Raw genomic sequence first — 26,932 nt, forward strand, 5'->3', positions numbered from 1 at the left:
TCGGCCGCCCGTCACAGCGGTGCCCGATCGGTTCGAGCGGGGTGGGGAGTGAGGGGCGCGTCATGCGTGAACCATCCACAGGTCTCCAGCGCCCCCGCGCCGACAATCAGTCTACCGATCGGGCGGGCCCGCCCGATCCCGCCGCCGGCTCACCACCAGCCTCCCTTGCGCAAGCCCAATCCCCGCTGGCTCGTCCCAGACGACAGAACCAGCAGTTCCCGCGATCAGAGGCTGTTCCCGCGCAGTACACACGCGGGCCTGGTCCTGGCTGAGGCTCCGTGGTCGGTCGTAGCGGCGGCAGAGTCATGTCTCCTGCGGGCGTCTTCCAGGCGCGGCCGAAGTGAGTGGAAGGGCCATGGGATCATTCTGAGGCGCAGGTCCTGACGCCAACAGCAGGCTGAGCACAGTCTTGATCACGGAATACTGAGCCGCGGGAGATGTCCATGTGGGAGACCCTCTACGGCACCGTGGTCCTCGCCATCGTGACCGAGCCGCTCCTGCGCCCGATACAGAAGCGACTGCGCAGGAGTCGCATCTCCCGGAGGGTCGCCGCGGTGAACCGTGGGGAAACCACCCGAATCCGCTGCGCCGCGCGATTCCGCAACTCTGGCGGAGCTCGACACCGCGCTCGCCTGACGGTGAAGACCGAGGGCGTCTTCCTTTCCACCCTTGACGGCAAAGTCGCGGAACTGCGGCTCGGGACGCCACGCACCAGTGTCGAAGCCGCCGCCGAGCTCTCGATGATGGTGTGCAACGTAGCCGGGCGACAGCTTGAGATTTGGCTTCCGGCCGAGGAAGATCGCCTCTTCAAGGCCGTGGTGGCCAGGCTTCTGGACTGAAGCGACGCCCCCCGCCGCAGTCGTATCGTCCCAAGATCGGTTTCGGACTCAGGGCCCGCGCACCATAGAAGTTGAACCCGAACCCAACCTCGCGGGCAACGCCACGGCCATTTCGGATTGAGGCCGCAAGTTCCGTCATCGATTCGTATTGGCCTCCTTGGTGGTGCCGGTGCGGACCGGAAGGGCAAGCAGACCGCGGGATCGCATCGAGGGCCGCCATTGCAGTTGGCTCGGCGACACGTCGAGGGTCAGGTCGGGGAAGCGGTCGAGGAGCGCAGCTAGCGCGATCTCGGTTTCCATCCGGGCCAGAGGAGCGCCGAGGCAGTAGTGGATGCCGTGGCCAAGGGCGAGGTGGCCGGTGGCGTCGCGGTCGATGTCGAACTGGTCCGGATCGGTGAAACGGTGCGGGTCCCGGTGCGCGGCGGCAAGGGAGAGCAGGATGGTCTCGCCAGTGGGGATGGTTACGCCGCTGATGGTGACGTCCTCGGTCGGAAACCGGCGGATAGCCAGGGGTACTGGGCCGTCATAGCGGGCCAGTTCCTCCACCGCCGCGCTCATGCGGGTGGGATCGGCCCGCAGCTCGGCCAACTGGTCGGGGTGGCGAAGCAGAGTCAGGACCGCATTTCCGATGAGGTGAACGGTGTTCTCATACCCGGCGAACAGGATGAGGAAGGCCAAGGACATCAACTCGTCCTCGTTCAGTCGGTCTTCCTCATCGCGCACGGCGATCAGCGCGGAGAGTAGGTCATCGGTTGGGGCGGTTCGCTTGTCGGCGATGAGTTGGGTGAGGAACGACAGCATGCTGCCGACCGCTTCCTTGGCGAGGAACGGCCGCGCTGGATCGGGAGCAACGAGAGCGTCGGTCCATGAACGGAAGTCGAGCCGGTCGGCTGGGGCTACGCCAAGCAAGTCACAGATCACGGTGATCGGCAGCGGCGCAGCGTACGAAGCAATCAGGTCCGCGCGCTCAGCCACAGCAATAGCGTCCAGCAACTGGTCAGCGGTGCGCCGGATCGGCTCACGTAGCTGCTCGATCTGGCGCGGGGTGAAGGCCCGGCTCACCAGCCGCCTGATGCGGGTGTGGTCCGGAGGGTCCATGTTGAGCAGATTTGCGTCCAGCGCCGGCGGTAAGGCCATACCTCGGTAGCCGCCGGGCGCCGCGTTCCGCTTGTCCAAGGAGAGCCGCGGGTCGGCGAGAGCCTGGCGTACATCGTCATAGCGGGTCACCAGCCAGGCAGGCAGCCCGTCTGTCCCAATGATTCGGTGGACGGGCCCGGCTTCGCGAAACTGCGCGTACACGGCGTACGGGTCGGCAGCGAGTGCCGCATGGTCAACAAGAGTCTGCTGAGCCGGAGTTGTTTCGGTCATGCCCTGACCCTACTTACAGGCGTTGACCTGCGATGTCAGGATCCCTCAACCCTTGAGCTATGACTGTCGGAAAGTCTGTTAACCTCCCGCCACTGAAGATCAAGGGGGCCTCCATGGACAAGCGTTATGTATTTGGGTACGCCATCACGGGGGCTGCGTGCCTTGCGCTGGGGGCTGCGGTCGGCGTAGCCAGTAGTACAGAGGCTTCACCGAAGCCGAGCCCGACCGTCACTCAGACTGTCACAGCGCCGACTGCAACACCGACGGTCAGTACACAGCCTGTCAGCGTTCCCACGTCGAAAGGTGAGTGGACACCACAGGAGTGGGCCAGCGCCTTCAAGGTATTCACGGCGAAGCAGGGAACAGCCCAGCAGAAGGCCGCTGTGGGGCACGTAGTCAAGATCAAGGGAATCGACGGCAACGAGGACGACTGGGAAGTCAACGACGACATCAAGATCTTCATGGACCTCAAGGGAGAGGACTACGCCTATACCTCGCAAGCGGAGCTGATCCTTGACGCGCTCACCGACTGGCAGGAAAGCCGCGACGGCGACGTGCTCGTAGAGGTCTACAACGCCAATGGAAGCAACCAGGGCAGCGACTACATGTGAGGCGCTGCAACGGTCACTACGCCGCCTCCGCGAAGTCGCGAAGATCCGAGGCGCTATAAAAGATCGGGATCAAGCGACTCTCCCCCGATGGGCGGAATTCCGGAGTCGGACTTTGGCAGTCCGAGGTACATACGAACGGCGTCGTTGTCTCCGGTGGCATCGGCGAGCCGAGCAGCGGCCTCAAACGCCCGGGACTGGATGCGCTCGATCTCGGCTTGCGCGTCGTCGATGGGGTATCCGGCATCAATGAGCATCCGAACACCGGTCTCGACAGACAGCACACCGGCTCCCACGCCCTTGACCACCTCGTCCAGGACCGCGGCGCGGTCGGTCGGGGTGTGCGGGCCCCACATCAGTCGTGCGGGCAACGACTCCCCTACGGGCCAGCCTTCGGCCTGTCCGGCTTGGTGGAGGCGCTGCACCAAGCGCAGCAGGACGACGTACTTGTGGTGGCGGGCCAGGCGCATGGCAGCGACAAGCGAGTCGAGCGGGCCCAGTGCGAGCTGTAGCGCGTAGCCGGATGGCAGAGCGGTCGGGTCGAGAGTGCCGAGGCCGGCGGCGGTGAGGCGGCTGTTCGCGGCGATGCGGTCGAGGATGTGGTCGACGCGGGCGTGCAGTTCGGCGAGTTGCGCCGCGGCGTTGAGGACATCCATACGCCCGTTGTCGTTGAGCTGCCACACCGTCCCGGCCTGCACCTTGATCGGGAGCGGCTGGCCGGTGGCGCGGTCAATGGGCAGTCGGGCCCCGGCCAGACCGATGATCGGCGAGCCGGTGGTAGCCGAAGCGCCGGAGCTGTCGGTGTCCGTGGCGGACAGTTCATCGAGGGCCTGGAGGACGGTGGCCACGGTGGGCTTGCCCCAGTGCTCCCCGCTGGCGGGGATGCTGTTCGTGATGTGGACGACGGGGATGAAGTCCGCCATCAGGTCGAGCCGGTCAAGGACTTCGCCGTCCGAGCGGACCCGGTACCGGACTTTGTGCATCGGCAGGTCGTACAGCAGGTCGGCGTATGTAAGGTCGTCCAGGTCCCATTCCGCGTCGGTGAGGTAGCACGTCCACGGGGAGGGTCGGTTGGGTGCCCACGGGTAGGTGCGGGTGATGACGCCCGTGTCGGCGTTGCGTGCGTCGCCGTTCACCAGGACCGGGTCGCCGCTGTCGGTGTACAGGTGCTCGCGTACTGGGCTGCCGCCCTTGGCTGCGCCGCGCCGGCTGGCCGGACCGATCGGACCGAGTTCGTAGGTGACCCGCCGAAGCCTCGCCTTGAGCCCACGCCGTTTGTCCTCAGATAACTCCCACGCCAGGTGAACGCGCAGCGGGAACTCGGCGCCGTCCTGCTCCCCGTCCTCCGGCCACTCCGGGAAATACAGGCCCGGGTCCCAAGTACGCAGTAAGACTCGGCTCTTCGCGGGATCCCACGCCAGGGTGTAGACGGCGTCACCCAGCAGGATCGCCGTTCGCTCCGCCTGCTGAAGACGCAGCGGCAGCATTTCCTTCTCCGCCCAGGCTCTCAGCTTGTCCTGTGCAGCCAGCGCCGCGGCCGCCTCGGCAGTCGGCTCATCGTCACTGTGCTCCGCGCCCGCGACGCTGATGACCTGCTGGGAGCCAAGAAGGTAGCCGAGTGCGGTGTCGACCAGCTTGGAGGCGTCGCCGAGCTCCCTCCGTTCGACACCGGCCTCATCGCCCCCGGTCACGGCGGCGACCTGACCGGCCTGATTGGAGTCGTACGCGGCCAGGAGCCGGTAAGCGGCCAGGCGTCGCAGGTCCTCGTCCGGCACCCAGGAACGGGTCAGTTCCGCCCAGGTGTTACGGCGCGGGTCGGCCATGGCTGGCTTGTAGTCCAGCCAGCTCCAAACGTCGGTGATCAGCTCGCGCAGGCCCACAGTGCCCCTCCGGCAGTCGACCCCGCGCCGCGCCTCCAGCCTACGAGACGTCTTCTACGTCGGACTTCCGCAGTTCCCAGCACCTCGGGATCCGGAAATTCCGAGCAGCCGAAGGCTCCGGGGCCGAAGATTCCGTCATGAACAGCAACCTGCCGGATGATTGGTCCCCAGCGGACAATCCGTACTCGATCGCGCTCTCGGAATCGAGCTGGCTGCGTGCCACGGTCGCCTTGACCGTGGCACGCATGCACGGTGATGACGTCCAAGTCGGCTGGTTCAGCTCCCGGCAGATCGACGCACGAACACTGGTCGTCGCCCTGCGCCAGCTCCTCGCCGCGGTCAAGCTCGAACGGATCGCCCTCACAGACCTCGGCATGGATCCCGCGGTGATCACCGCACTCGATGACGCCGAGCAGGTCTTCCTTGACGCCCTGCCAAACATCAAGCACGTCCGCGACGGCCTCACTCACTTCGAGGACTGGGCCCGCGGCAGGGGCAGCGGACCGCAGAAGGACGCCCGCAAGACCGCTGACCCACGCGACGTAGCCCGCGACTTCTGGAGCTTCGGCTACGACCCGCTCACCGACACCGTCACCATGGGGCCGTTCACCATCTCCGTCAACGCGGCAGTCCCCGCCGCCAGTGCACTGTGCGATGCGATCTACGCCGCGACACGTGAGGTCGACCAGCGGAGCACGGCCGAACTACGGGACCAAGTCGTCCAGGCGCTGACCGACGCGACGATTCCCTGTACTCCCCCACAGGACCCGGTCCTCGTCTCGCAGGGCCACGACATGCGGGTCTGGCTCTCCTTCAATCTCAGCAGCGTTCCGGGCGGAGAACACAAGGAACTGGCAGAGCGCGTTGCCACGGTAACGGCCCACGCCGGGCTGCGGCTGACGTCGTCGGCGTTCCCGGAGGCACAGGACATCGCTGAACGCCTGGTCGCTGGCGAGCCGCTGCGCGTGGAGAGGAACGGCCCGTAGATCGGCAAGTCCCCAGGCAGGCCACCGGCGGCCATATCGTCATGGGCCGTTTCCTCTTGGGGCTGTTTCCGGTCGTACGTCTGCCCTCGCCAGTTCAGCGACGGCCGTCGAAACGGTCGTCATCGGTGTCGGTGGGCAGGGTGTCGAGCTGGTCGGGGTCGGCCAGTTCGGTCAGTCCGTGAACGGCGGCGTCCATGCGGTCGGGGCTGTCCATTCCCTCGACCCAGGTGACCATCTGGCCTTCCAGGTCGGGGTATTCGCCGACGTGGTGTACGAGCTGCTGTTCGTAGAGTTGGGCCACGGGAGCGGCGCGGAGGCGTTTGCCGACTCGCTTGCGGGTCTTGGCGTGGTGGGTGGCGTCGAAGCGTTCGGGCCACAGCGCCTCGCCAGGAGCGCGGCCGAGCGGGTCGTCGAGGCTGTCGGCGATGGCGGGCAAGTCGATGACTCGCCAGGCGTCGCGCTCGGTGGCGAGGATGCGTCCGGCGAGATCGTCTTCGTGCCACCGGGTCTGGATGAGGCAGATGGCGCCGACTGGTTCGAGTCGGGTCTGCAGTACCGAAGTCCACCAGTCCCAGGCTCGCTTGCGCATGGTGGGGCTGTCGGCGTCGGCCATGTCCTTGACCGGGTCGTCGACGATGGCGATGTGTGCGCCACGTCCGGTGAGACCGCCGCCGATACCGGCCGCGAGGAGGCCGCCTTCGCCGCCGACGATGTCGAAGCGGTTGGCGGCCTGGCTGCCTACCTTGAGCTGGATCCCGAGGTCGTCGCCCCAGGTGTTGATCGCGTCCCTGATCCACCGGCCGTGGTCGTCGGCCAGGTCGGCAGAGTAGCTGGCGATCATCATGCGGTGGCCGGGGTTGCGCCGCAGGTACCACAGGGGCGCCCAGCGAGAGGCCCGTCGGCTCTTGCCGTGCCGCGGGGGCATGGTCAGCATGACGCGGTCGCATCGGCCTGCGGCCATGTCGATGAACGCCTGGTCGATGAGATCCAGGTGCGGCGCCTGCATCTCGCGCCCGCCGGTCAGGACGGCGGCGAGTGCACCGGGCGAGCGGTCCATGGCGAGTTGGCGTTCGACGCGCACCAACTCGGCGCGCAGCGTGGGAGATGCGGCCCGCGCGATGGTGCGGCGCTGCGCTGGTGGAAGAGTCTTGTAGTTGGCGATGACGCTTTCGTGGTCACGCGGGGTCATTCGCCGTCCGGATCGGTGAGCGCGATCAGGGCGTCGAGTTCGTCGACGGTCACGTTCTCGACCTGGACCGGTCCGCCGTCCGGGCCGGACATTTCCGTACGGACGGGCATGTCGAGGCCGAGCAGCCGTGCGCGGCGCTCCATGATCCGCAGAGTGCGGTCGATGGCGGCGAGGTCCTGGTCCCGGACGGCCTTCTTGTAGGCAACGAAGAAGAGCCGGTCGAGTCGGTCAGCTTCCAACGCACGCAACTCGTCAACATCGTCGTTGAGTTCAGCACGTCGGTCGGCAAGCGCGGTGCGGACGTCCGGCAAGCAGCGTGAATCAGGGCCTCGTTGGTGGGCGGGTCCTGGTTCTTGCGGTACCGCTCGACTCCATAGCCCTGCGGGTAGGCGATCCCGTCAGAGTTGACGGTCGGGTCGGCAGCGAGCTTGCGGGCGATCGTCAACCAGTCGACGCCGGCGAGGCGTAGATCGATGGCGTCCGAGCGGCGGCGCGCGATGGCCGCACGCGCGGCTTTGTCGGGGCGTCCCACTGCTGGGTCCTCTACAGCTCGGGTGCACCCCCGCGCCCAACACCATGATCGCATCCGTCGAGAAGGAAGTCGTTTCCGCAGCCATTGTGATCAACGAAACTGCCGTACTACCCTGCCGAGCAGAAGGTGACTTCGCCAAGCACCTTCCATGTCAGATGGATGAGTTGACGTTTCAGGGTCCGGTCCGCCAATGGTCCAGTACGGATCCGCTCGCCAGCCACGTTGACATGAACTGGGGGGTTGCGGACCCGATGTTCCGCTAGGACGCCGATGGGCGGCGTCAAGGCGCTAACCGAATACGGCCTGGACGTCGGCAGGGCCTCAGCTGATCACCATTGATTCATAGTCATGTGGTGGTCGATCTGAGACCTGCCACTTCGTGCACACTCAGCTCGGCCACCCATAGAAGGGAACCGGGCAAGTGGACTCTCAGGCCGTTCTCTGGGTGCTGGCATGGGGTGGCGTGGCTTCCGTGCTTTTGTTTGTGCTCCAGGGACTAGCACAGCAACTTTCCGACTTCCTTGAAGCGTGTGGTCCATTGATGGACAAACTCCGAAGCCGGTCCGCTTCCCCCGCCTCTGCTGATACCGATGGTCAACCTGATCCGTCTACGGGGAATGCAAACGAGGCGACAACGACGCTACTTGCACACACCAGTAATGAGAGCGAAGAAGCCGACAGGGGCCGGCAGGATCCACACCTTCCGGCCCCATGAGCATCACATCAGTGACATCTGCTCCCCTTCGCCGGGCCGCTTGGGCGGCACGCACTCGGGTGGCGCATCGCGCGCCTTGCGCTCAGTGCGCAGCCACCAGGCGAACTGGTAATTGCGGCAGGTCCGGAAGCGGACCGACTTCCGGCGCGGCTCGCTCTCGGGAATGTTGTGCTCGCCCCACCCGGTGATGGGGCGAGCGTTCTCCAAATGCACATAGAGGCCCGGTACCAGGGCGGGTCCCTCCCACCGCTCCCCCGGTGCGCCCTCGAAGGCAAGGTGCGCGTTGCCGCTCCATTTCCACGGGTTGGGCAGCGCGCACAGATACCAGGCCAGGGGCGGGTTGCGCTCGGGGAGCTCGATCGTCTGGCGCTGGCGGCTGACGTCCAGCCGGGGACGGTCGGGCTGGCCGAAGCTGCGCAGGCAGTGTTGGTCGAGGGCTACGTGCCGCACGCCTGCCAACCACATGATGTGGTACCGAGTTTGCGATTCAATTTGGACCTGTATTCGCTGCGACATCCGTTCCCCATTTACCCGTTCCAATTGGCGAGAGATTCATTTCTCTCTGCTACTAATTTTATCGAATTTCCCACCAATTCTAGATGCCTGTCATGCCGGAAGGCGTTCGGATAAGGCATGTTGAATTCCTCTTCGAATGCCTTCTCGTATTCCTCCTTGGGGAGCGCGATGGGGCGTCGGAAGGTGGCCTTGATGTTGGAGCCACTGAGGTCGGTGACTTGCACGTCCTCGAAGTAGCGGCGGAGCAGCGGCTCCAGGGTCCCGGGGGTGTGGAAACGCAGCTTCTGCCACTTCCCCCTGACGAAGTTCATCTCGACGTTGTCCTCGTCGAGGAAGCTCATCTTCGTGGTGGCGGTCTGGGAGGTGACTCGCTTGGCCTGCTCGTCCCGGAGTTCGCGGGCGAGGTTGCGTGTGCCCAGGCACACGACCCCGTCCGCCGAGCAAAGAGCGTTGACGGTGGTCATCACCCAGTGCTGGTAGTCGAGGGTGGTGGTGGCGTTGATGACGGAGTCGAGGACCACCACGTCGTACAGGCCGTTGGACTGGATGTCCTTGTCGATGTCGCGGATCATGCCGACGACGGCGCGGATGTCGACGGCATACGAGCCGTCCCGGCAGCGGTAGGGCTCGTAGTCGTGGATGTTGAAGCCCTTGGCGCGCAGGTGCTTGGCGTAGTCGCCGTACCCGGCGCCGAAGTCCACGACCCGATGGGTGGGCTTGAGCCAGGGAGTGACCAACTGGTCCCAGGTCTCGGAGCCGTAGGCGAGCTTTCCGGCCTTGGCCTTGGAGGAGAACTTGCGGAGCCTCTTGGGCTGCACGATGTGCTGGTTCCACACCGGGGCCTTGCTCTCGATGGTGGTCCAGTCGTAGACGCCGTACTCGCCGGTGAGGTCGGCGTGGAGTTGGGCGGCGTCGGCGGACGTGACGGTCCAGGCGAGGAGGTCGAATCGGTTGATGGAGGCGACGACGGCGTATTCGGCGTTGAGGACAATGCGGCCCTGGTCGTCGATGACCACGCTCCCCCAGGGGCCATGGCCGGCGGTCATGTGCCCGATGGCGTTGACGAAGGAGAGGTTCTTCCGTTCCGCGACCCGGATGGACTGCCATGGAATCCACGACCAGGCGCCGATGACGCCGGGCTCGGCGTAGACGATGCTGGCCTCCGTCTCGACTCGGTTGTGCAGCAGGTTGAACTGGATCTCGTCCTGCAACCTGACCTTCGTGCCCAGCATGACCGCGGGCGTGTGCATCAGGCCGATGGCCTGGAGGCTCTTGGTTCTCTGGTGGCCTGCGACCAGCGTGCCGTCGGCGTTGAGGATGACGGGCTTGACGACACCGTGGCGTCGCAGTGACGCCTGGAGCCTGACGAACGCCTCCTCGCTGAGGCGGCGCGGGTTGTAGTCGGCGGGGCGAAGCCGGTCGAGCGGGTACGCCTCGTAGAACGTCGTGGTGGGCGCGCTGCTCATGCCGCCTCGCCCTCCTCGTGGGCCTGCTGCAAGACGTGCCAACCGAAGCCGAGGTCGCTGTTGGTGTCGTCGACGAACTTCGTGTAGATGGCGTTGAGGGCTTCGACCTCTTCGGAGGTGATCCGGACCCGCTTGGACTCCCACTGGAGGTAGTCGACGGTGGCTGCGGCACCGGTGCCCGCGCCGTCGGAGGTGAGTTCCAGCGTCTCGGGCAGGGAGGTGTCGTCGAGGAGCCGGTCCACGCTCTCGCGGTCGTAGCCGGTACCGGCCAGATCCGGAATCTCGGAGAGGATCTCGGCCAGGAGCACGGCGTCGTATCCGGCGAGGTCGTTGGTCCGGTTGTCGACGATGACGATGCGGGCCGCCGCGTCATCATCGACGTCGACCCAGGTGACGGCGATCTGCTCCCAGCCGAGCTGCTGGGCGGCCGCGTACGTGTGGTTGCCCGCCAGAATCTCGTTGCGGCGGCCCGTGTGGGTGCCCTTGTTGACGACGATCGCGCGGTACTGGCCGTTGACGGTCAACGATTCGGCGATCGAGGGGAGGTCACCGTTGCGGGGGTTCCGGTAGTACGGAACAAGGTCCTCGGTGGGGACGGCGAGCGGCAGAAGCAGTTCGGGGATGTTGGCGGGCGTCGGGGTCACTGGGCGTCCCTTGTGTAGGCCGTTCCCCGCGCCCTACGCAACCCAAGGGTAGGGGATCAACCCGTCCCCTCGCGTGCCGAGAACAGTTCCGCGGTCAGGACGTAGCTGACGTCCAGGGGGCGGGGCCATCCACGCGCGTACGGGGAGCAGACCGGGCCAGCGGTGCCCCGGTCACCGATCAGGGAACCATCCCCGCGTGCGCGGGGAGCAGTTGCGCCACTTCTCGGTGTCGTGGACGGACTCGGGACCATCCCCGCGTGCGCGGGGAACAGGAGCGCCGCGTCACGCGTCGAGTCTCTGTCGAGGCCAACGCCTCCTTGCGCGAGGGCCGCAAAGGCAAGCGCAAGATCACCAGCGCAGCCACGATGCACCGCATCAACGCCACCCTCCGTTCATTCCTGGGGAGCGGCATCAAGCGACGCGAGTACACGACGAACTGGGCTCAATTCGTCGAACTGCCCGCAGTCAAACGGCCCAAGCCGCTGGTGTGGACCCCGGAGCAGGTCGAAGAGTGGCAGAGAACCGGCGAGAAGCCCGGCCCGGTCATGGTCTGGACCCCGGAGCAGACGGGACAGTTCCTCGACTACATCAGCGACGACCGGATGTACGCCCTCTGGCACACCTTCATCTTCCTCGGCCAGCGGCGTGGTGAACTCTGCGCCCTCCCATGGCCAGAGGTCAGCCTCACGGCGCTGTGGATGCGGATATCAGTGCAGATCGTCGAGGTCGCCCACCAACTGTACGGCGAGTCCCCGAAGGCCGACAGCATCCGCACGATCTCCATGAGCACAGAGTCAGCGAACGTCCTGCGAGCCTGGAAGGCAAAGCAGGAACAGGAGCGCGAGCAATGGTCCGGCGAGCAAGCATGGACGGAGACGAACCGGGTCTTCACTCAGGAGAACGGAAAGCCCTACCACCCCGACTGGATCAGCCGGCGGTTCAAACGCCTCGTAGAGCTTTCCGCACTCCCGCCGATCCGCCTGCACGACCTCCGGCACATCTCGGCCACGCTGCCCCTGCTCGCGAAGAACGACATCAAGGTCGTGCAGGAAAGGCTCGGGCACAGCTCGCGCCAGATCACCTCGGACACGTACACCAGCGTGCTTCCTCAGCTCATGACCGCGGAGGCCGAATCCACCATCTCGATAGTGCCCCGGACCCGGAAGGAGACTCACGGACCGAGCGAGCAGGCCCGATCACGAAGCCACGGCGAAGCCTCTTGAGCCGAGCACGCCGCCTCAGACGAGACCACGTCCCCCGCCGCGTGACCTGCGTCCTCAATCTGTCCTCATGATCATGAAACCGTGATCACGACGGGCCGCCAAGATCCTCACCTCACCTGACCAGTCGACAAAGTTGCTGGTCGCGTTGATTCTGACCCCGTAGCGCCTTATGGGCCGTGTGCGACTCAGACCCACGCCCGACGGATGATGAGTCCGTCGCCGCCCACACCGCGCTTCTGGTGAACCCGCCCGCATCCCCACCCGTGGCCCGAAGGACTCGCACCATGACCAGCACCACCCCTGACCTTCCGGCGCAGGCCGACCTGGGGCAGTTGCGCACCCAGGCCAAGGACCTGCGCCTGGCCGTCCGGCACGGCAAGCCCGGAGCCGCCGAACGCGCGGCCAGGAGCGGCCCGGTGGACCCGGGCCGGTTCTCCATACGCGACGCGCAGCATGTCATCGCCCTCGAACACGGCTTCGCCCGCTGGCAGGACGTCGTCAGCGCGTTCGGCAACCGCCAACCACGCGAACGCGACCTGCACCGCTGGTTCGCCGTCGAGCTCAACAACGCGCTCGGCGATCTGCTCTTCGACCTCACCCCCAACGCCCCGCGCGCCGAGCAGGACCGCGCCCTCTACCAGGCGTACGCGGCGTGCTACCACTGGCTGGAGGCAGGCACCCCGGCCAACCACGGCCGCGCCGAGTACGCCATCGCCCAGACCGCCCTGGCCATCGGCCGCCCCTGGATCGCCGCCCACCACGCCCCGCGCTACGCGGAGCTGATCGCCGAGCACCCGGGCGACTTCACCGACTGGGACGTTGCCCTCTCCACCGAGATCCTGGCCCGGACGGCCGCGGCCACCGGCGCTCCGGACGCCGGGGAACTCAAAGCCCGCGCCCGGCGCCTCGCCGACCGGATCGCCGACTCCGACGCGCGCGAGGTCGTGCGGGAACGCCTGGACCGGGGGCCCTGGTTCACTCCGGAAGGGGAATCCGACGCTGCGGGCCCAGCGGATTGATGAACCGTCAGCTTTGGTTTCCTGGTTCTTCTCCCCGACAGGGAGAGGAGGACCGGGGTGAGCTCGCGCCGGCCGTGGGACATCGAAGGCGGGTTGTGGAGCGGATCAAGCCGCCGCCGTCCGGTTCGAACCGGGCTGCCCGGCAAGCGAGTTGCACCGGTCCCCCGTGAACAGCCGCCGCGGCGAACAGCCCCGGCGCCGGGCGCGGAGCGAATCGCTCCTCAGGCCCGTGCCGAGGAGGCGTCCGGCCAAGTTCCCCGCCCCGCAAGGTCGAGGATCAGGGCGGCGATGTTCCACGCGTCGTCCTCACCCCGGTGGTGTCTGCCCTCCAGGGGCAGTTCCGCGAGGCTCAGGGCGTATGCCATACCGGGCCGCTTGCGCAGTCCGTGAGCCGTGGTGAAGACCGCCTTGGCGTTGGTGTGCCGGTGGCCGAAGGGGTACGGAGTCGTCGTGGCGGCGCACTGACGGGTGAACTGATGACGGTCGTAGTCGCCCCAACTCGCCCACGGTCGCTGCCCCGCGCTGTGACGCGCGGCCAACTCACGGCAGGCTTCGGGGAACTCGATCCCCTCCGCCACCTCGCTCTGGGTCAGCCCGGTCAGTTCCGTGCAGAAGGCGCTGACGGTCGACCTCGCGGGCCGGACCAGGAGACGGTGCTTCTCCACCCGTACGCCCCGGTCCAGGTCGACGACCGTCAGACCGATCTCGATGATCTCGCTCACGGCTCCGGGCGGAGGCGGGCCTTCCCAGCACGTCGCCTCGACATCGACGACGTTCAGCAGTCCCCCGGAGCTGTTCATGCGGGTGAGCGTAGGGGGCGGCGCGTTGCCGCGTCATCGGGTTTTCCGCCAAGACGGCTCGGCCCGGCGGCAGTCGGGCCAACGGGTCACGGGCGTGGCCAGGGACGTCCGCCGATGCGCTCGATGTCGGTGTTGAAGCGCCGCAGATAGGAGGCGAAGGCGGCGATGTCCGTCTCCGGCCAGTCCGCCATGACACGGTCCAGGGAACTGATGAGCCCCTGCCGCTCCTCGTCGAGGAGCCGCGCCCCCTCGTCCGTGATGCGGAACTTGCGGGCCATGCCGCCGTCGGGGTCGGGGATCCGCTCGACGAGTCCGGCGCGCTTCGCCGCGGCGGTCTGCCGGTTGAGGGTGGAGGCGTCGAGCCCGAAGGCGTCGCTGAGTTCACCGATCGACATCGGCCCCTGGACCCGGATCCGGCTGAGCAGGATGTAGGCGCTGCGCTCCAGGACGCCGTCCTTTGTCCGGCCGCCCCTGTGGTTCATCAGTCCGTGGCGGCTGAGCAGCATCTGCTCGTACTCGACCTCGTGTGTGGGCCTGACCATCCGCCTGCCGCCTCCCGCTGTCACCTGAGCCGCGCGTCCCGCGCCTGTCGGTACGGCCCGGCTCCATGGTCCCACACCCGCGTGCACCAGCCACATCGCATGCATGAGCCACATCACATGCGTGATGCATACAGCATGTACGATGCACATCCCTTGCCCCGCAGACAGACCCCGAGGAGTCCCTCATGGACGCCCCCCAGCCCAACGCCCGAGCAAGCGGCGTGGTCGCCACGCTCGCCTTCGCCGGCACCGTGGCGGCGATCATGCAGACGCTGGTCACTCCGCTCATCGCCGAGCTGCCCCAGATCCTGCACACCACGCCCGCGAACTCCGCCTGGGTGATCACGGTCACCCTGCTGGTCGCGGCCGTCTGCGTCCCGGTCTCCGGCCGGCTGGGCGACCTGGTGGGCAAGCGGCGGATGCTGCTCGCCTGCTCCGTCCCGCTCATGGTGGGCTCGGTCGTGTGCGCGCTCTCCTCGTCCGTCGTCCCGATGATCGTCGGACGAGGCCTCCAGGGAATGGGCATGGGCATCGTGCCGCTGGGCATCGCCCTGCTGCGCGACGTGGTGCCGGCGGAGAAGCTGAGCTCCTCCATCGCGCTGGTCAGCGCGTCCATGGGCATCGGCGGCGGCCTCGGCCTGCCCATCGCCGCCGCGGTCGCTCAGTACACGAACTGGCGCGTCCTGTTCTGGGGCTCCGCCGTGCTCGCCGTGGCGATCGGAACGCTGATCTGGTTCCTCGTCCCGGACGTGCCGGCCAGCGTCAAGGGTCAGCGCTTCGACGCGCTCGGTGCGCTCGGACTCGGCGCCGGCCTGGTCTGCCTGCTCCTCGGCGTCTCCAAGGGCGCCGACTGGGGCTGGGGTTCCGCGACGACGCTCGGGCTGTTCGTCGCCGCCGTCGTGATCCTGATCGCCTGGGCTGCCTGGGAGCTGCGCGCCAAGGACCCGCTGGTCGACCTGCGCACCACCGCCCGCCCCCGGGTCCTGCTCACCAACATCGCCTCGATCTTCGTCGGCTTCGGCATGTACGCGAGCATGCTGATCATCCCGCAGCTGCTCCAGTTCCCCGAGGCCACGGGCTACGGCCTGGGCCAGTCGATGCTCGCGGCGGGCCTGTGGATGGCCCCCGGCGGCATCATGATGATGATCGTCTCCCCGTTGGGCGGGAAGCTGACGGACGCCCGCGGCCCGAAGTTCACGTTGGTCTGCGGTGTCCTCGTCGTCGCCCTCGGCTACGGGGTGTCGCTGGTTCTCATGGGCTCGGCCTGGGGTCTCATGCTGACCCTCATGGTGACCAGCAGCGGTATCGGCCTCGCCTACGGTGCGATGCCGGCCCTGATCATGAGCTCGGTCCCGCTCTCCGAGACCGCCGCGGCCAACGGCTTCAACACGCTGATGCGCTCGCTGGGCACCTCGATCGGCTCGGCCGTCGTCGGCGTCATCCTCGCCCACATGACGACCAGCGCGGCCGGCTACACGTTCACCTCCGAGGGCGGTTTCCGCACCGGCCTCATCGTCGGTGGCTGCGTCGCCCTGGTGGCCGCCGCCATCGCGGCCGTGATCCCGGCGGCCCGCGCGGCCACCGACGGCGACAAGGCCGGCCCCGCGGCCACGCCGGAGACGGCCGCGGCCGCGCGCTGAGGTTCGCGTCGCGCGAGCGCGCCGGTTTCCGACGGCCCCTGTTCGCCGGATCCGGTGCGCTCCGCCCGTGACGCGCCTGATCCAGTACGCCGTCGCACCTCGGAACCGGGGCACCCGGCACCTGCCGGGTGCCCCGGTCGGCACCACCCCCCGCACCCTCGCGGCTACGAACGCCCGGAGCCCTCCGGCACGGTCACGGCCACCGGCCGTTCGGCGTGCGCCGGCCTCTCCACCACCGTCGACCTGCCCAGATAGGTGAGCGGCCCCGGATCGTCGACGGGAATCTCGTGGAAGCCGAGACGGTCGTAGAACGCCCGCGCGGGCCTGTTGGCGGTGACCATCCCCAGGTGGACGGCGGGCACCCCGCCGTCGTGCAGCGCGGCCAGGAAGGTGTTCATCAGCGCCCTTCCGTAGCCGCGCCGCTGGAAGTCCGGCAACAGGTCGATGTGCAAGTGCGCCGGATAGTCGCCGAGTTCGGGCAGGATCATGCGCTCGGGGGTGTGCAGCAGCCCGACCATCTCCTCACTGGGCGTGCGCGGCTGTGCCGTGAGGACGGGATAGCGGTGGGCGACACGCGGGATCCAGGTGTCGCGGAACCGCGCGACGAACTCCGCGGTGTCCCCGGTGCCGACCACATAGCCGACCGCCCGGCCACTCCCGTCGTCCAGGACGAAGGCCAGTCCGGGCTCCAGATGGCAGTAGGGCTCGGCGAAGATCGTCGGCATCAACTCCTCGTCGGGATACCGGGCGCGTGAATCCCCTCCCTCGTCCGCGGTGCTCACACACACCTCGGCGACGGCGGTGCGGTCGGCGGGCCGGTAGGCGCGAATGATCGGCAATGGGTTCATGTGCGGCATCCTGGCGAATTGGGAGCGCTCCCACAAGGGGATCGCGGAAATCGTCCCGACGCCACCGGACCACCCCTCACCGGGCAGGGCGAAGCGCCGGAGGGCCCTTGGGCGCCGGTGCAGGCGGCCTCGGCCAACCGGCGGTGCACCGTCGCCTTCCGACCGGCAGCGAACGATCACCGAGCGCCGACCCGATGGCTGCCTCGCCGTTTACGAACTCGGAGACTCAGCGCAGGGCGCCCACCGGTGCCATGCTGGAGTTCCGGATCATGACGGCGGGAGCGGGGAAAAGTGGCAGCGTGAGGACAGTGGCACGGCCGAGTCGGGCGGGCATCTGGAACCGGTTCTCGGCATCCGATCCGGGTCTGCTGCGGCTCATGGCCGGCCTACGGACCGTCGTCGCCGTCGCCCTCGCGCTCGCCGTTCTCGGCCTGCACGGAGCCGATGTCGCCCAGATGGTGCCCGGAGCCACGACCGCCATGGTCGCGACGTTCGCCATCAAGGAGAAGCAGCGCCGCGAGCAGGCCCGCACGCTGGCACTGGGTCTTCCCGTGGCGGTCCTGGCCATGTCGCTGGGCGCGCTGCTGAGCAGCCATGTGGTCGCGGGCGACGTGTGCTTCATCGCGCTCATCTTCGTCGCGGTCTACTGCCGCCGGTACGGTGATCGCGGTACGGCACTCGGACTGATCGGCTTCCAGATCTACTTCATTTCCCTGTTCCTCGGAGCCGGCGTCGCCGACCTTCCCGGACTGTATGCCACCCTCGCCATCGCCTTCGCCTGCAGCGCGGTGGCCCGCTTCGTCCTCGTCGTCGAGACGCCCGAGCGCGTCCTCAAGCGGCTGCGCAAGGCGTTCCGGGCCCGCGTGGGCCAGTTGGTGTCCGCCCAGACCGAGCTGCTCGACGCCGACCGCGACGGGGTCGAGGAGGCCCTGGACGACGTACGGCTGCACACCGCGCGGCTGCACGAGAGCGCGATGATGATCCAGAACCGCCTGGAGGAGGGGACCAGCGACAGCACGACTGCCTCGCTGCTCCAGCGGCGGATCGCCGATGCCGAGATCGCCGCCGAGCGGCTCGGCCTCCTCATCCTCACCGCGCGCAGCGCCGAAAGCGCCGACACCCTCACCCTGCACCTGCCGCACGCGCCCTTGCCCGAGCCCGGCGACCGGCTCCAAGCGCAGGACGACACGACCGCGACCCTGCACCGTGATCTCGACGCGCTGCGGCTCCTGGTCACCCGCCCGTCCTCCGCCGGGGACGGCACAGGGGTGGCACAACTGCGCAACCGGCTGCTCGGCTACCGGGACGAGGAGAATCTGCCCCGTGGCCCGGCTGCCGTGCAGGATGTCTTCCGCGGCATCGGAGAGACGGCCCGCGCCGCCCTCGGGCTGCGGCTGGCGCTCGACGGACCCGAGGACGAGTCCGACGACTCCCCCGAGACGACCCGTTCCCGCGAGGAGCTGGACGCCGAGGACGTCGCCATCGTCGCCGAGGTGGAGCAGGACGAGCCGCACCCCAGGGGGCTGGACCGGCCCACGACCCGGGCGGCGGTGCAGGTCTCGGTCGGTTCGGCGCTGGCCATCGTCGGCGGGGAGCTGCTCTTCCCGCAGCGGTGGTACTGGGCGGTGCTGACCTGCTGGGTCGTCTTCCTGAACACCTCCTCGACCGGGGAGATCCTGGTCAAGGGATATCGCCGGCTGCTGGGCACGGTCCTCGGCGTCATCGCGGGTGTCGCTCTGGCGGGTGTGGTGGGCGACCACACCTGGACCGCGTTCGCGCTGGTACTGCTATTCATCTTCGCCATGTACTTCACCGGCCCGGTGTCGTACGCCCTGCAGTCCTTCTTCGTCACCGCGATGCTGGGGCTGCTGTACACCGTGCTCAACACGTACAGTTCGGCGGTGCTCGTCCTGCGGATCGAGGAGACGGCGCTCGGTGCGGTCTGCGGGGTGATCGCGGCCGCACTGGTCCTTCCGGTGCCCACCGACCGCCGTACGGACGAGCTCCTCGCCACCGTGCTCACCCGGCTCGGAGACGTCAGCGGTGCGGCGGTCGAGCAACTGAGCGGGGGGATCGCCCTCGACCTGCTGGACAAGGCACGCGATCTGGACGCGGCACTGGATGATCTGCGGGCCTCCACCAAACCGTTGACCCACCCGATCACTCCGTGGCGGGCCCGCCGTCAGACCGCCCGCTACATCGTCGCCCTGCTGGAGACGTGTGCCTATCACGCGCGGTCACTGGCGGCGACGGCCGAACTCGTTCCCTCCAGCACGACGGTCGCCGCGGACCCCCGGCTCAAGCTGGCGGGCAGCCGGATCGGCCACAACATCGACATCCTCGTCGCGCGGGTCGAGGACGACGCCGACGACGGCGTCGTGGAGACCGGCGCGAGCCTCGCCGCCATGCTGGAGCCGCAGACGCCGGACGCGCCCCGCCACGACCGCGTCACGGGGCGGGTCCTGCGGCATCTGCAGCGCCTGGACGAAGGGGTGGTCGGTCTCGCCCGCCCGCTCGGGGTGCGGATCTCCACGCCCGGCAAGAAGGTGTCCGGCAGCGTGGCGCGCTGAGGGCTGTCCCGTAATCCCCGGCGCCGGGCGCGCTCAGCCCACGTTCCACAGGAACCGGTGCGTGTGGATCCCGAAGTAGGGGAACGACTGCACCTGCCGGACGCCCTCGATCTGCCGTACGACGTCGTTGACGAAGTCCAGCAGATCCCTCGGTACCGGGCAGACGACCTCGGCGAACAGGTCGAAGCCGCCCGAGGTCAGCACCGAGTAGACGACCTCGGCCCGTTCGGCCAGCGCGTCTGCGACCGCTCGCGGATCGCCGTCCACGGCGATGCCGAGCAGGGCCATCGCCTGGCCGCCCATGCCCATCGGGTCGGTGACTCCGACGACCTGGACCGCCTGCGAGTCGAGCAGGCGTTGCAGGCGCTGGCGGGCCGCCGACGCGGACAGCCCGACCTTGGGGCCGAGTTCCGCATAGGCGATACGGCCGTCGATCTGCAGTTCGCGCAGGATGGCCCGGTCGATCTCGTCCACGCTGTTCCTCTCCGGCTGACCCGGTCCAAGGTTAACGGGGCCGTTCAGCCGACCAGTTCGGCCAGGGCGGCGGCGAAGACGTCCGTGTGCCGGTCCACGTCCTCCTCGGTGGTCGCCGGGCACATGAGCGCCATGTTGTGGAACGGGGTCAGCAGGATGCCCCGGTTGGCGAGGTACAGGTGGAGGAAGTCCTCCAGCTCTGTGTCGGCCGCCGCGGCCGATTCCGTTCCGGTGCGCGGCGCGGGGTCGGCGAACCGGTATTCCGTACGGGCCCCGAGCCGGCTCACCGACCACGGCAGGGCCCACTCCTCGATGCCCGCCCGCACCCCTCCCTCGAAGCGTTCGGAGAGCTTCGCCATCGTGTCGAACGCCGCGTCGGTGAGGACGTGTTCCAGGGTCGCGCGCATCGCGGCCACGGAGAGGGCGTTTCCGGCGAGGGTGCCGCCGACGCCGCCCATGTCGACCAGGTCCAGGTCGGCGCGGCCGAGCAGTTTGTCGGCGAGTTCGGCCGAGAGCCCGTACGCGCCGGCCGGGATCCCTCCGCCGATCGCCTTGCCGATGGTGAGCATGTCCGGCTCCAGCCCCCAGGCGGCGGTGCAGCCACCGGGGCCCGCGGAGAAGGTGTGCGTCTCGTCGTTGATGAGGAGGGTCCCGTACCGGCGCGTGAGGGCGCGGACGCCTTCCAGGTAGCCCGGCTCGGGCAGCACGATGCCGATGTTGGTGAGCGCGGGTTCCATGAGGACGGCGGCGACGTCGCCGTGGGCGAGCTCGCGCTCCAGCTGCGCCAGGTCGTTGAACTCGGCGACGCGGCTGGTGAGGGTGACGTCGCAGGGGGCGCCGACGTTCCCGGGGCGGGCCGTGCCGTGCCCGTCAGGGCCGACCACGATCAGCGACTCGTCGACGCTGCCGTGGTAGCTGTAGCTGTTCACCAGGATCTTCGGGCGGCCGGTGACCGCCCGGGCCAGCCGGATGGACCAGCGGTTGGCGTCGGTCGCGGTGAGCGAGAAGCTCCAGCGCGCGAGCCCGAAGCGGCGGGCCAGTTCGGCGCCCACCCATTCGGCGTCCTCGGTGGGGAGCATCGCGGTGGCGCCGCCGCTCTCCGCGAAGCGGGTCCGCACCGCCTCGGCCACCACCTCCGGGGAGTGACCGGCCATCGCGCCCGTGTCCCCGAGGCAGAAGTCGATGTACTCGTGGCCGTCGATGTCGGTGATCCGGGCGCCGCGTGCGGTGTCCAGGTACCGCGGGAAGGCTCCCGCGGTCTTGTTCATCCAGGTCATCGGGACCCTGCCGAACAGATGGCCGGCGCGCTCGTACGCGGCCCTCGACCGCGGGTTTCGGCGCTCGGCCTCGGCGCTCTCACGAGCCAGGAGCTGCTGCAGGCGAGTGCGGTCCATCGAGGGACTCCTCAGTCGGTGAACTCTGAAGGTGAACACAGCGGGTGGGTCAGTGGGGGGCAGCAGGGGGGCTCTGCCGACGCGCGGATTCAGCAAGAGTACGAACGCATGAGCCGTCCGAGCAAGACATGACGATCGATTCGGCTGCCGTGGCAAATGATTCCGCCGCAGCGGCGCTCGATTCGACAGTCGCCTTCTCGAACCGAACCCGCCCTAGACGCATCACAACCGATCAGAATGAGTCAACCAGTGATCGCCCTCGTATCTCTGGATCAGCGCGGAGTCGCCATCCGAATCAGCGCGCAGTCGCCGACGGGTGACCGGTGACAAGAATCGTCAAGGAGCGGGGCATGGCAGGGAAAACGGGGGAATCGACCTGTGCGGGACGGAGCCGGACGGAATTCCTCGCGTCGGGTGAAGGGCCCGTGTTCGTCGACGAGAGCGGGCGGCGGCGTTCCTGGCTGCGCAGCATGGGCTGGATCGTCGCGGTCTCCTGCGTCTGCTTCGCCACGGCTCTCACTGCCCTGGTGAGCGGAAGCGACTCGGCCGCGCCGTGGCTGCCCCTGCCGAACGGGGCACGGAAGGCGCACAAGGACACCTCGGCAGCCGACGCCGCATCGCGTGTCGAGGAACGACCCACCGGCACCCCGTCCCCGTCGGCCGTGGGACGTGAAGGCGCGTTCACGAGTCCGCCCGGGCTGCCCGCCGGGCATGTGACCCCGCCGACGGGCGACCCGGCCGCCGGCCAACGGGTCGGCGCCGCGTCCGAGCAGCGACCGCCCAGCCATGGCGCGAGCGCCGCCTCCTCACCCTCGGCCGTCTCGCCGAGTGGGCGGCCCAGTGCAACACCTCCGCGCGTCGCGCCCGCCACCCCGGCCGGTGAGACGTCCGGCTCCCCGTCCCCCTCCCCGAGCGGGACGCCCGGGGAGGCCACGCAGCCACCGGCCCCTGACCCGAGCGCCGGAACGACCGCCGGAACGACCTCGGCCGCGGGCCCACTCGTACACATACGGGTCACGGGGCTGCCGGCTTTCGGATGACCGATGCCGAAATCGGGTCGGGGGTCGGGGTATGGGGTCGGGCGGCAGCACCGGATGGCCCTTTGCCCCCTCGTCGCGCCGCCCGGTTGCCGAAGTCGCCTACCGGGAGACCTCCGGGGCCCACACGCGGTCGGCGTAGTCCAGGAAGTTCCTGCCGAGGATCTTCTCGATGCGCTCGGAGGTGTAGCCGCGCTGTTCCAGGAGGCGGACGAGTTCCCGGAACTGGTCCACTCCGCGCAGGTCGAGCACGAAGGGAAGCGTGTCGTCGCGCTCCCCCGCCGCGCCGACACCGGCCTCGCGCCGCAGGGCCACATGTTCGGCGAGATGCGCGCGGTAGGCGTCGAGATCGTCGATGGACGTGACGGTCCCGTCGGTGCCGATGCCGACGTGGTCCTCGCCGCACACGTCGACCGCGTGGACGATGTGCTCCACGACGTCCGCGGCCGTCGCATGGCCAGACATGTTCAGGAAAGGCATGAAGTAGATGCCCACGAAGCCACCGCGCGAGGCCACCAGACGCAGTTCCTCGTCGGTCTTGTTGCGGGGGAGGTCGGCGAGCGCCCGGCAACCGGTGTGGTTGATCGACACGGGGCGCCGCGCCGTCCTGGCGGCGTCCAGGCAGGTGCGCTCACCGCTGTGGGAGAGGTCGACCATGAGGCGGTGCTCGTCGAGAGCCTCGACGACGCTCCGGCCGAAGTCGGTCAGTCCCCTGTTGGCGGGCGCCATCGAGCCGTCGCCGATGTGGTTCGCCTGGTTGTACGTGAGCTGGACGACCCGCACGCCGAGGTCGGCGAAGGTGGCGATGCGCCCGGTGTCCTCGCCGACCGCGACGGCGTTCTGGAAGCCGTAGACGACACCGATCCGGCCCTCCTGCCTGGCCCGGTGGAGGTCGGCGACCGTACGGACCTTGAGGAGGTCGGACGCGTTGTCCCGGATGATCCCGTCCCAGACGGCGATCTCGTGCAGGGTGTGCTCGTACGGCGGCAGGTCGCCCATCGTGTAGCCGAGCGTGATGTTGACGGCGGTGAGGCCCGAGGCGTGGGCGTCGGCCAACGTACGGGCGTCGACGGTCAGTTGCTCGCTGGAGGGGTTGAGCTGCGCGGCGGCTTCGACCGACTGCGGGGCGTTCGGATTGTCGAGCTGCCCGAGCGCGTTGATGATCATGGGGAGGTCGGTCATCGGGTCTCCTCGACGGGGTGGGTCGCTGCGTGCACTTCGGCCTCGGGGGTCCGGTCGCGGTCGGACCGCCCGGCGCCGGGGGCGGTGCTCTCGAACTCACGGCGCTCGAAGCGCCGGCCGCGCTTGACGGTCAGCGTGACGCTGCGCAGATGCTCGATGTCCCGCAGCGGATCGTCGTCCAGGACAACGAAGTTGGCGAGCTTGCCCGCTTCGACGCTTCCCATGACGTCCTCGGCGCCGGCGCTGCGGGCGCCGATCAGCGTGGCCGAGCGCAGCACCTGCTCGGGTGACATCCCGCAGCGGTGCACGAGGAATGCCAACTCCTCGTACAGGGCGGGGAAGGGGTCCTCGGGGCCGGTCTCGTAGTCCGTGCCGGTCGCGATGTCGACACCGGCGCGGTGGGCCTGGGCGGTGAGTACGGCGGCGAGTTCGGTGTTGGCCGCCGCGCGCGCCGCGTCCTCGGGACCGTCGCCCGCGAGGGCCTCGCTCGCCCACATCCCCGCGGTCGCGTCGAGCACGGTGCCCTTCTGCCGCATCAGGGCGAAGAGTTCCTCGATACGGGGGTCGTCACCGGCGGCGAACCGCTCGTACTCGACCGGCGGCTTGTTCTTGTAGCTGATCAGCGGTGCGTCCGTGCCCTCGAAGGCGAGCAGGGTGACGTGCGAGATGCTGTCCGCGCCAGCCATGACGATCTGGCCGGGCGTCGCCGGGAAGACGGTGGCGTGGGCCCAGACGGGGATGCCCTGGCGGTGCGCCTCCGCGGTGATCGCCGCGACGGTGGCGTGGTCGAGATCCGCGTACACCTTGATCGCGGAGGCGTGGGTTCCGCGCGCCAGGGCGACAGCGATCCGCAGGTCGGTGTCCTTCGTGATCGCCTGCATCCACGGAACGGCACCGGGCGTCTCGCCCTGGGACACCTGGTGGGTGCGCGGGTCGTCGAAGAAGCCGGGTCCCGCCATCAGCGCGGCGTAGCGGATGTCGGGGCCGGGGATCTCGCCGACGAGCGTCGCCCTCGCCAGGTCACCGACCTGGCGCAGGTCGTCGGCCATGTCACGGATGGCCGTGACCCCGCTGTGGACGAGCCGGCGCAGCACCGCCTCGGCGACGGGCCGGTCCGGCGGCGTCGCGATGTGCTGGTGGGCGTCGATCAGACCGGGGATGACGAAACGTCCGTCGAGGTCGAAGACCTGGGCGTCGGCGGGCAGGGTCTCGGCGATCACGGCATCGTCCCCGACGGCACGGATGACCGGGCCGTCGATCACGATCGACGTCGAGCTCCGGACCGGACCACCGGTTCCGTCGAACAGTGTCGCGCCGCGGTACACCGCGACGGCTCCCTTCACCGCGGGAGCGTGCGGGGCCGGAGCGCCCGAAGCCTCGTCCGTCATCTTCACCTCAGTACTCGCTCTGTCCGGACCGGTCAGCATCTCAATCCGACCGTTGTTACGCTCTACGCAACAGACGTATCGCCTCTCGCAACATGCGCTACCGTACGCTCGCATCTCACGACGCCACAAGGAGGGGTCGGACGTGCCCGAAGCACCCCGTACCGCGGTGGACAAGGCCCTGGACCTGGTCGAAGCCGTGGCCCGCGCGTCCCAGCCCCCGCGCCTCACCGACCTGGCCGAGGAGGTCGGCCTGCATCGCGCCACCGCCTATCGCGTGCTCGTCGACCTGGTCCGGCGTGGCTGGGTGCTGCGCGCCGGCGACCGCTATCTGCCCGGCACGGCGGTGCTGCAGCTGTCGTCCTCGGCGGCCAGGAACTCACTCGGAGCACTCGCCCGACCGGTTCTCGCGGCGCTGTCCGAGCGCACCGGCATGATGGTCAACCTTCAGGTGCCCGAGACGGACCGCTCGCGCGTGATCGATGTCGTACGCCCCGACCGTCTGGCGATGATCAGCAGTCTGACCGGCGAGGCCCTGCCCGTTCACCGTTTCGCCGGTCCGCTCGCCCTCGTCGCCGCCCTCGCCCCGGCCGACCGGGTCCCCTACCTTCGCGCCGCGGAGGAGGCCGGGCACCCGCTGACCGGAACCGACGGGCTGCTGGCCGACATCGAGCTCGCCGAGCGGACCGGATTCGCCGTCGAGTACGGGCGCAACGAACAGCCGGTCGCCTCGCTCGCCCGTGCCGTGGTCACGCGTCCAGGCGCGCCCGTCTGCGCCCTCACCCTCGTCGGCCTGGGCCCGGAGTTCGACGAGGCCCGGCTTCCCCGCCTGCGGGAGCGGCTGCGCGAGGCGACGGACGAGCTGGGGCGGATCCTCTCCGGCCCCGGCACCTCCGGAGCCGCTCAAGTCTCCGAAGTATCAGGAGACTTCGGACACTCCTCCTCCGGTCCCGAGTCCTCGTCCCGGCCCACGTCCCGGGCCGCGTCCGCGTCCACCTCCACCGAAGGTCCGGCATGAGCGAGATCCTCTTCCTCGACGGGGCGCGGACGCGCGCCGCACTCGATCCGCACCGAGTCCTTGACGCCGTGGCGACGGCCCTCGTCGCCATCGGCCGTGACGAGGTCTCCGTGCCGCCGCGGATCGCGGCGCACGCGCCGGGCGGCCTGCTCGGCGCGATGCCCGGTCATGTGCCCGGTCTCGGGCTCGCGGCCAAGCTCGTCTCCGTGTTCGCCGACCCGGCGCGGCCCGGACGCAGCAGTCACCGAGGCATCGTCGCGCTCTTCGACGAGGCGGACGGCCGCCCGCTGGCCCTGATGGACGCCGAGCCCCTCACGGAAATCCGTACCGCGGCGACCGCCACACTGAGCGCTCGGGCCCTGGCCCGTCCGGACGCCACCCGGGTCGCCGTCATCGGAACGGGTGCCCAGGCACGTGCGCAGATCGCCCTGCTCGCGGCGCTGAATCCCGAGAACCCCGTGTCCGTCGCGGGCCGCGATCCCCGGCGTGCCGAGAGCGCCGCCGCCTTCCACCCCGCCGGCCGGGGCACGGCCGGCATCGAGGAGGCGGTGCGCTGGGCGGACACGGTGTTCTGCTGCACGGGCGCCGTGCGGCCGGTGATCCGTCGCGCATGGCTCGCCCCCGGCACGCACATCAGCTCGGTGGGCGGCTCCCACGGACCGGAACTGGACGCCGACACCGTCCGGGACGCCACCCTGTTCGCCGAATGGCACGGCGCCGCCACCACCCGGCCCCCCTCCGGCGCCCACGAGCTGCAGGACCTACCGCCCGAGCGGTCCGTGACGCTCCTCGGTTCGGTCCTGGGCGGCGAACACCCCGGTCGACGCGACGACACCGAACTCACCCTGTTCAAGTCGACCGGCCATGCCGCCCTGGACGTCGCGGCCGCCCACGTCGCCGACGCCGTCGCCCGCGCGGAGGCATGGGGCACCCGCATCGCCATGTGAGCCGTATCCGTGACGGCGAGTGTGCGGCGAACCGCGCCACGGGCCACGGTTCGCACATCACGGGGGACGGGCCACTGGTGGCTGGTGACTCAGCGTGTATCCGTGCACGT

At 68.9% G+C, this 26,932-nt stretch carries 24 protein-coding genes; 10 read left to right on the forward strand and 14 right to left on the reverse strand.

The features are described from left to right. Window positions 1-443: 443 nt before the first annotated feature. A complete protein-coding gene (locus N4G66_RS19405; protein WP_261705392.1) occupies window positions 444-839 on the forward strand; it encodes a hypothetical protein in 396 nt (131 codons plus the stop codon). 135 nt (window positions 840-974) lie between these two features. On the opposite strand, the gene N4G66_RS19410 is transcribed toward N4G66_RS19405, so the two are convergent. Beyond that, on the reverse strand, window positions 975-2,207 hold the full coding sequence (locus tag N4G66_RS19410) for a cytochrome P450 family protein (RefSeq protein WP_261705393.1): 1,233 nt from the start codon (window positions 2,205-2,207) through the stop codon (window positions 975-977). A gap of 59 nt (window positions 2,208-2,266) precedes the next feature. On the opposite strand from N4G66_RS19410, the gene N4G66_RS19415 reads away from it, so the two are divergent. Then, on the forward strand, window positions 2,267-2,818 hold the full coding sequence (locus tag N4G66_RS19415) for a hypothetical protein (RefSeq protein ID WP_261705394.1): 552 nt from the start codon (window positions 2,267-2,269) through the stop codon (window positions 2,816-2,818). 53 nt (window positions 2,819-2,871) lie between these two features. Here N4G66_RS19415 and N4G66_RS19420 read toward each other — a convergent pair whose 3' ends face one another. Continuing rightward, window positions 2,872-4,695 (reverse strand): hypothetical protein, encoded by a 1,824-nt coding sequence (locus N4G66_RS19420; protein WP_261705395.1) that lies wholly within the window; start codon window positions 4,693-4,695, stop codon window positions 2,872-2,874. Between the two features lie 137 nt (window positions 4,696-4,832). On the opposite strand from N4G66_RS19420, the gene N4G66_RS19425 reads away from it, so the two are divergent. Next, window positions 4,833-5,681, forward strand: a complete 849-nt coding sequence (locus tag N4G66_RS19425) for a hypothetical protein (protein WP_261705396.1) — start codon at window positions 4,833-4,835, stop codon at window positions 5,679-5,681. Between the two features lie 94 nt (window positions 5,682-5,775). On the opposite strand, the gene N4G66_RS19430 is transcribed toward N4G66_RS19425, so the two are convergent. The 5 genes from N4G66_RS19430 to N4G66_RS19450 form a co-directional block, all read right to left on the reverse strand. Beyond that, complete coding sequence (locus tag N4G66_RS19430) at window positions 5,776-6,870, reverse strand: terminase large subunit domain-containing protein (RefSeq protein ID WP_261705397.1); 1,095 nt, start codon at window positions 6,868-6,870, stop codon at window positions 5,776-5,778. Next, a complete protein-coding gene (locus N4G66_RS19435) occupies window positions 6,867-7,109 on the reverse strand; it encodes a hypothetical protein (protein ID WP_261705398.1) in 243 nt (80 codons plus the stop codon). Before N4G66_RS19435 ends, N4G66_RS19430 begins: the two co-directional genes overlap by 4 nt. A 1,011-nt stretch (window positions 7,110-8,120) precedes the next feature. Then, window positions 8,121-8,567, reverse strand: coding sequence for a hypothetical protein (locus tag N4G66_RS19440; protein ID WP_261705399.1), 447 nt, complete (start codon window positions 8,565-8,567; stop codon window positions 8,121-8,123). Between the two features lie 77 nt (window positions 8,568-8,644). Beyond that, window positions 8,645-10,099 (reverse strand): methyltransferase domain-containing protein, encoded by a 1,455-nt coding sequence (locus N4G66_RS19445; protein ID WP_261705400.1) that lies wholly within the window; start codon window positions 10,097-10,099, stop codon window positions 8,645-8,647. Further along, entirely contained in the window at window positions 10,096-10,743 is a 648-nt protein-coding gene (locus N4G66_RS19450; RefSeq protein ID WP_261705401.1) for a ParB/RepB/Spo0J family partition protein, read from the reverse strand. Before N4G66_RS19450 ends, N4G66_RS19445 begins: the two co-directional genes overlap by 4 nt. Before the next feature lie 257 nt (window positions 10,744-11,000). Here N4G66_RS19450 and N4G66_RS19455 point away from each other — a divergent pair, with 257 nt between their 5' ends. Further along, window positions 11,001-11,966: a tyrosine-type recombinase/integrase gene (locus N4G66_RS19455; RefSeq protein ID WP_261705402.1), complete on the forward strand. Its 966-nt coding sequence runs from the start codon at window positions 11,001-11,003 to the stop codon at window positions 11,964-11,966. Between the two features lie 284 nt (window positions 11,967-12,250). Further along, a complete protein-coding gene (locus N4G66_RS19460; protein ID WP_261705403.1) occupies window positions 12,251-12,985 on the forward strand; it encodes a hypothetical protein in 735 nt (244 codons plus the stop codon). Window positions 12,986-13,206: 221 nt separating this feature from the next. Here N4G66_RS19460 and N4G66_RS19465 read toward each other — a convergent pair whose 3' ends face one another. Beyond that, window positions 13,207-13,785, reverse strand: a complete 579-nt coding sequence (locus N4G66_RS19465) for a 3'-5' exonuclease (RefSeq protein WP_261705404.1) — start codon at window positions 13,783-13,785, stop codon at window positions 13,207-13,209. Between the two features lie 86 nt (window positions 13,786-13,871). Further along, window positions 13,872-14,327, reverse strand: a complete 456-nt coding sequence (locus N4G66_RS19470; protein ID WP_261705405.1) for a MarR family winged helix-turn-helix transcriptional regulator — start codon at window positions 14,325-14,327, stop codon at window positions 13,872-13,874. A 185-nt stretch (window positions 14,328-14,512) separates the two neighbouring features. Here N4G66_RS19470 and N4G66_RS19475 point away from each other — a divergent pair, with 185 nt between their 5' ends. After that, window positions 14,513-15,967 (forward strand): MFS transporter, encoded by a 1,455-nt coding sequence (locus N4G66_RS19475; RefSeq protein WP_261705406.1) that lies wholly within the window; start codon window positions 14,513-14,515, stop codon window positions 15,965-15,967. A gap of 164 nt (window positions 15,968-16,131) precedes the next feature. Here the strand turns inward: N4G66_RS19475 and N4G66_RS19480 are convergent, their stop codons facing one another. Then, on the reverse strand, window positions 16,132-16,815 hold the full coding sequence (locus N4G66_RS19480; RefSeq protein ID WP_261705407.1) for a GNAT family N-acetyltransferase: 684 nt from the start codon (window positions 16,813-16,815) through the stop codon (window positions 16,132-16,134). 377 nt (window positions 16,816-17,192) lie between these two features. On the opposite strand from N4G66_RS19480, the gene N4G66_RS19485 reads away from it, so the two are divergent. Further along, window positions 17,193-19,385: an FUSC family protein gene (locus tag N4G66_RS19485; protein ID WP_261705408.1), complete on the forward strand. Its 2,193-nt coding sequence runs from the start codon at window positions 17,193-17,195 to the stop codon at window positions 19,383-19,385. A 33-nt stretch (window positions 19,386-19,418) separates the two neighbouring features. Here the strand turns inward: N4G66_RS19485 and N4G66_RS19490 are convergent, their stop codons facing one another. Both N4G66_RS19490 and N4G66_RS19495 read right to left on the reverse strand, forming a co-directional pair. Beyond that, window positions 19,419-19,859, reverse strand: a complete 441-nt coding sequence (locus N4G66_RS19490) for an Lrp/AsnC family transcriptional regulator (protein WP_261705409.1) — start codon at window positions 19,857-19,859, stop codon at window positions 19,419-19,421. 44 nt (window positions 19,860-19,903) lie between these two features. Next, on the reverse strand, window positions 19,904-21,253 hold the full coding sequence (locus N4G66_RS19495) for a transaminase (RefSeq protein ID WP_261705410.1): 1,350 nt from the start codon (window positions 21,251-21,253) through the stop codon (window positions 19,904-19,906). A gap of 350 nt (window positions 21,254-21,603) precedes the next feature. Here N4G66_RS19495 and N4G66_RS19500 point away from each other — a divergent pair, with 350 nt between their 5' ends. After that, window positions 21,604-22,293 carry a hypothetical protein gene (locus tag N4G66_RS19500; RefSeq protein ID WP_261705411.1) on the forward strand — a complete coding sequence of 230 codons (690 nt, stop codon included), beginning with the start codon at window positions 21,604-21,606 and terminating at the stop codon, window positions 22,291-22,293. Between the two features lie 99 nt (window positions 22,294-22,392). Here N4G66_RS19500 and N4G66_RS19505 read toward each other — a convergent pair whose 3' ends face one another. Together N4G66_RS19505 and N4G66_RS19510 are read right to left on the reverse strand one after the other, a co-directional pair. Then, entirely contained in the window at window positions 22,393-23,472 is a 1,080-nt protein-coding gene (locus N4G66_RS19505) for a dipeptidase (RefSeq protein WP_261705412.1), read from the reverse strand. After that, window positions 23,469-24,860, reverse strand: coding sequence for an amidohydrolase family protein (locus tag N4G66_RS19510; protein WP_261705413.1), 1,392 nt, complete (start codon window positions 24,858-24,860; stop codon window positions 23,469-23,471). Before N4G66_RS19510 ends, N4G66_RS19505 begins: the two co-directional genes overlap by 4 nt. 142 nt (window positions 24,861-25,002) lie before the next feature. Here N4G66_RS19510 and N4G66_RS19515 point away from each other — a divergent pair, with 142 nt between their 5' ends. Together N4G66_RS19515 and N4G66_RS19520 are read left to right on the forward strand one after the other, a co-directional pair. Continuing rightward, on the forward strand, window positions 25,003-25,875 hold the full coding sequence (locus tag N4G66_RS19515; protein ID WP_261705414.1) for an IclR family transcriptional regulator: 873 nt from the start codon (window positions 25,003-25,005) through the stop codon (window positions 25,873-25,875). Next, window positions 25,872-26,822, forward strand: coding sequence for an ornithine cyclodeaminase family protein (locus N4G66_RS19520; RefSeq protein WP_261705415.1), 951 nt, complete (start codon window positions 25,872-25,874; stop codon window positions 26,820-26,822). The genes N4G66_RS19515 and N4G66_RS19520 overlap by 4 nt, the downstream gene beginning before the upstream one ends. Window positions 26,823-26,932: the final 110 nt, after the last annotated feature.

It is taken from the genome of Streptomyces rhizosphaerihabitans (assembly GCF_025399795.1).
Taxonomy (GTDB): domain Bacteria; phylum Actinomycetota; class Actinomycetes; order Streptomycetales; family Streptomycetaceae; genus Streptomyces; species Streptomyces rhizosphaerihabitans.

Coding starts and splice junctions, on each gene's coding strand:
- N4G66_RS19405 (WP_261705392.1), top strand. CDS start 444: ATGTGGGAGACCCTCTACGGCACCGTGGTCCTCGCCATCGTGACCGAG.
- N4G66_RS19410 (WP_261705393.1), bottom strand. CDS start 2,207: ATGACCGAAACAACTCCGGCTCAGCAGACTCTTGTTGACCATGCGGCA.
- N4G66_RS19415 (WP_261705394.1), top strand. CDS start 2,267: ATGACTGTCGGAAAGTCTGTTAACCTCCCGCCACTGAAGATCAAGGGG.
- N4G66_RS19425 (WP_261705396.1), top strand. CDS start 4,833: ATGAACAGCAACCTGCCGGATGATTGGTCCCCAGCGGACAATCCGTAC.
- N4G66_RS19430 (WP_261705397.1), bottom strand. CDS start 6,870: ATGACCCCGCGTGACCACGAAAGCGTCATCGCCAACTACAAGACTCTT.
- N4G66_RS19445 (WP_261705400.1), bottom strand. CDS start 10,099: ATGAGCAGCGCGCCCACCACGACGTTCTACGAGGCGTACCCGCTCGAC.
- N4G66_RS19460 (WP_261705403.1), top strand. CDS start 12,251: ATGACCAGCACCACCCCTGACCTTCCGGCGCAGGCCGACCTGGGGCAG.
- N4G66_RS19465 (WP_261705404.1), bottom strand. CDS start 13,785: ATGAACAGCTCCGGGGGACTGCTGAACGTCGTCGATGTCGAGGCGACG.
- N4G66_RS19470 (WP_261705405.1), bottom strand. CDS start 14,327: ATGGTCAGGCCCACACACGAGGTCGAGTACGAGCAGATGCTGCTCAGC.
- N4G66_RS19475 (WP_261705406.1), top strand. CDS start 14,513: ATGGACGCCCCCCAGCCCAACGCCCGAGCAAGCGGCGTGGTCGCCACG.
- N4G66_RS19480 (WP_261705407.1), bottom strand. CDS start 16,815: ATGAACCCATTGCCGATCATTCGCGCCTACCGGCCCGCCGACCGCACC.
- N4G66_RS19485 (WP_261705408.1), top strand. CDS start 17,193: ATGGCCGGCCTACGGACCGTCGTCGCCGTCGCCCTCGCGCTCGCCGTT.
- N4G66_RS19495 (WP_261705410.1), bottom strand. CDS start 21,253: ATGGACCGCACTCGCCTGCAGCAGCTCCTGGCTCGTGAGAGCGCCGAG.
- N4G66_RS19500 (WP_261705411.1), top strand. CDS start 21,604: ATGGCAGGGAAAACGGGGGAATCGACCTGTGCGGGACGGAGCCGGACG.
- N4G66_RS19505 (WP_261705412.1), bottom strand. CDS start 23,472: ATGACCGACCTCCCCATGATCATCAACGCGCTCGGGCAGCTCGACAAT.
- N4G66_RS19510 (WP_261705413.1), bottom strand. CDS start 24,860: ATGACGGACGAGGCTTCGGGCGCTCCGGCCCCGCACGCTCCCGCGGTG.
- N4G66_RS19520 (WP_261705415.1), top strand. CDS start 25,872: ATGAGCGAGATCCTCTTCCTCGACGGGGCGCGGACGCGCGCCGCACTC.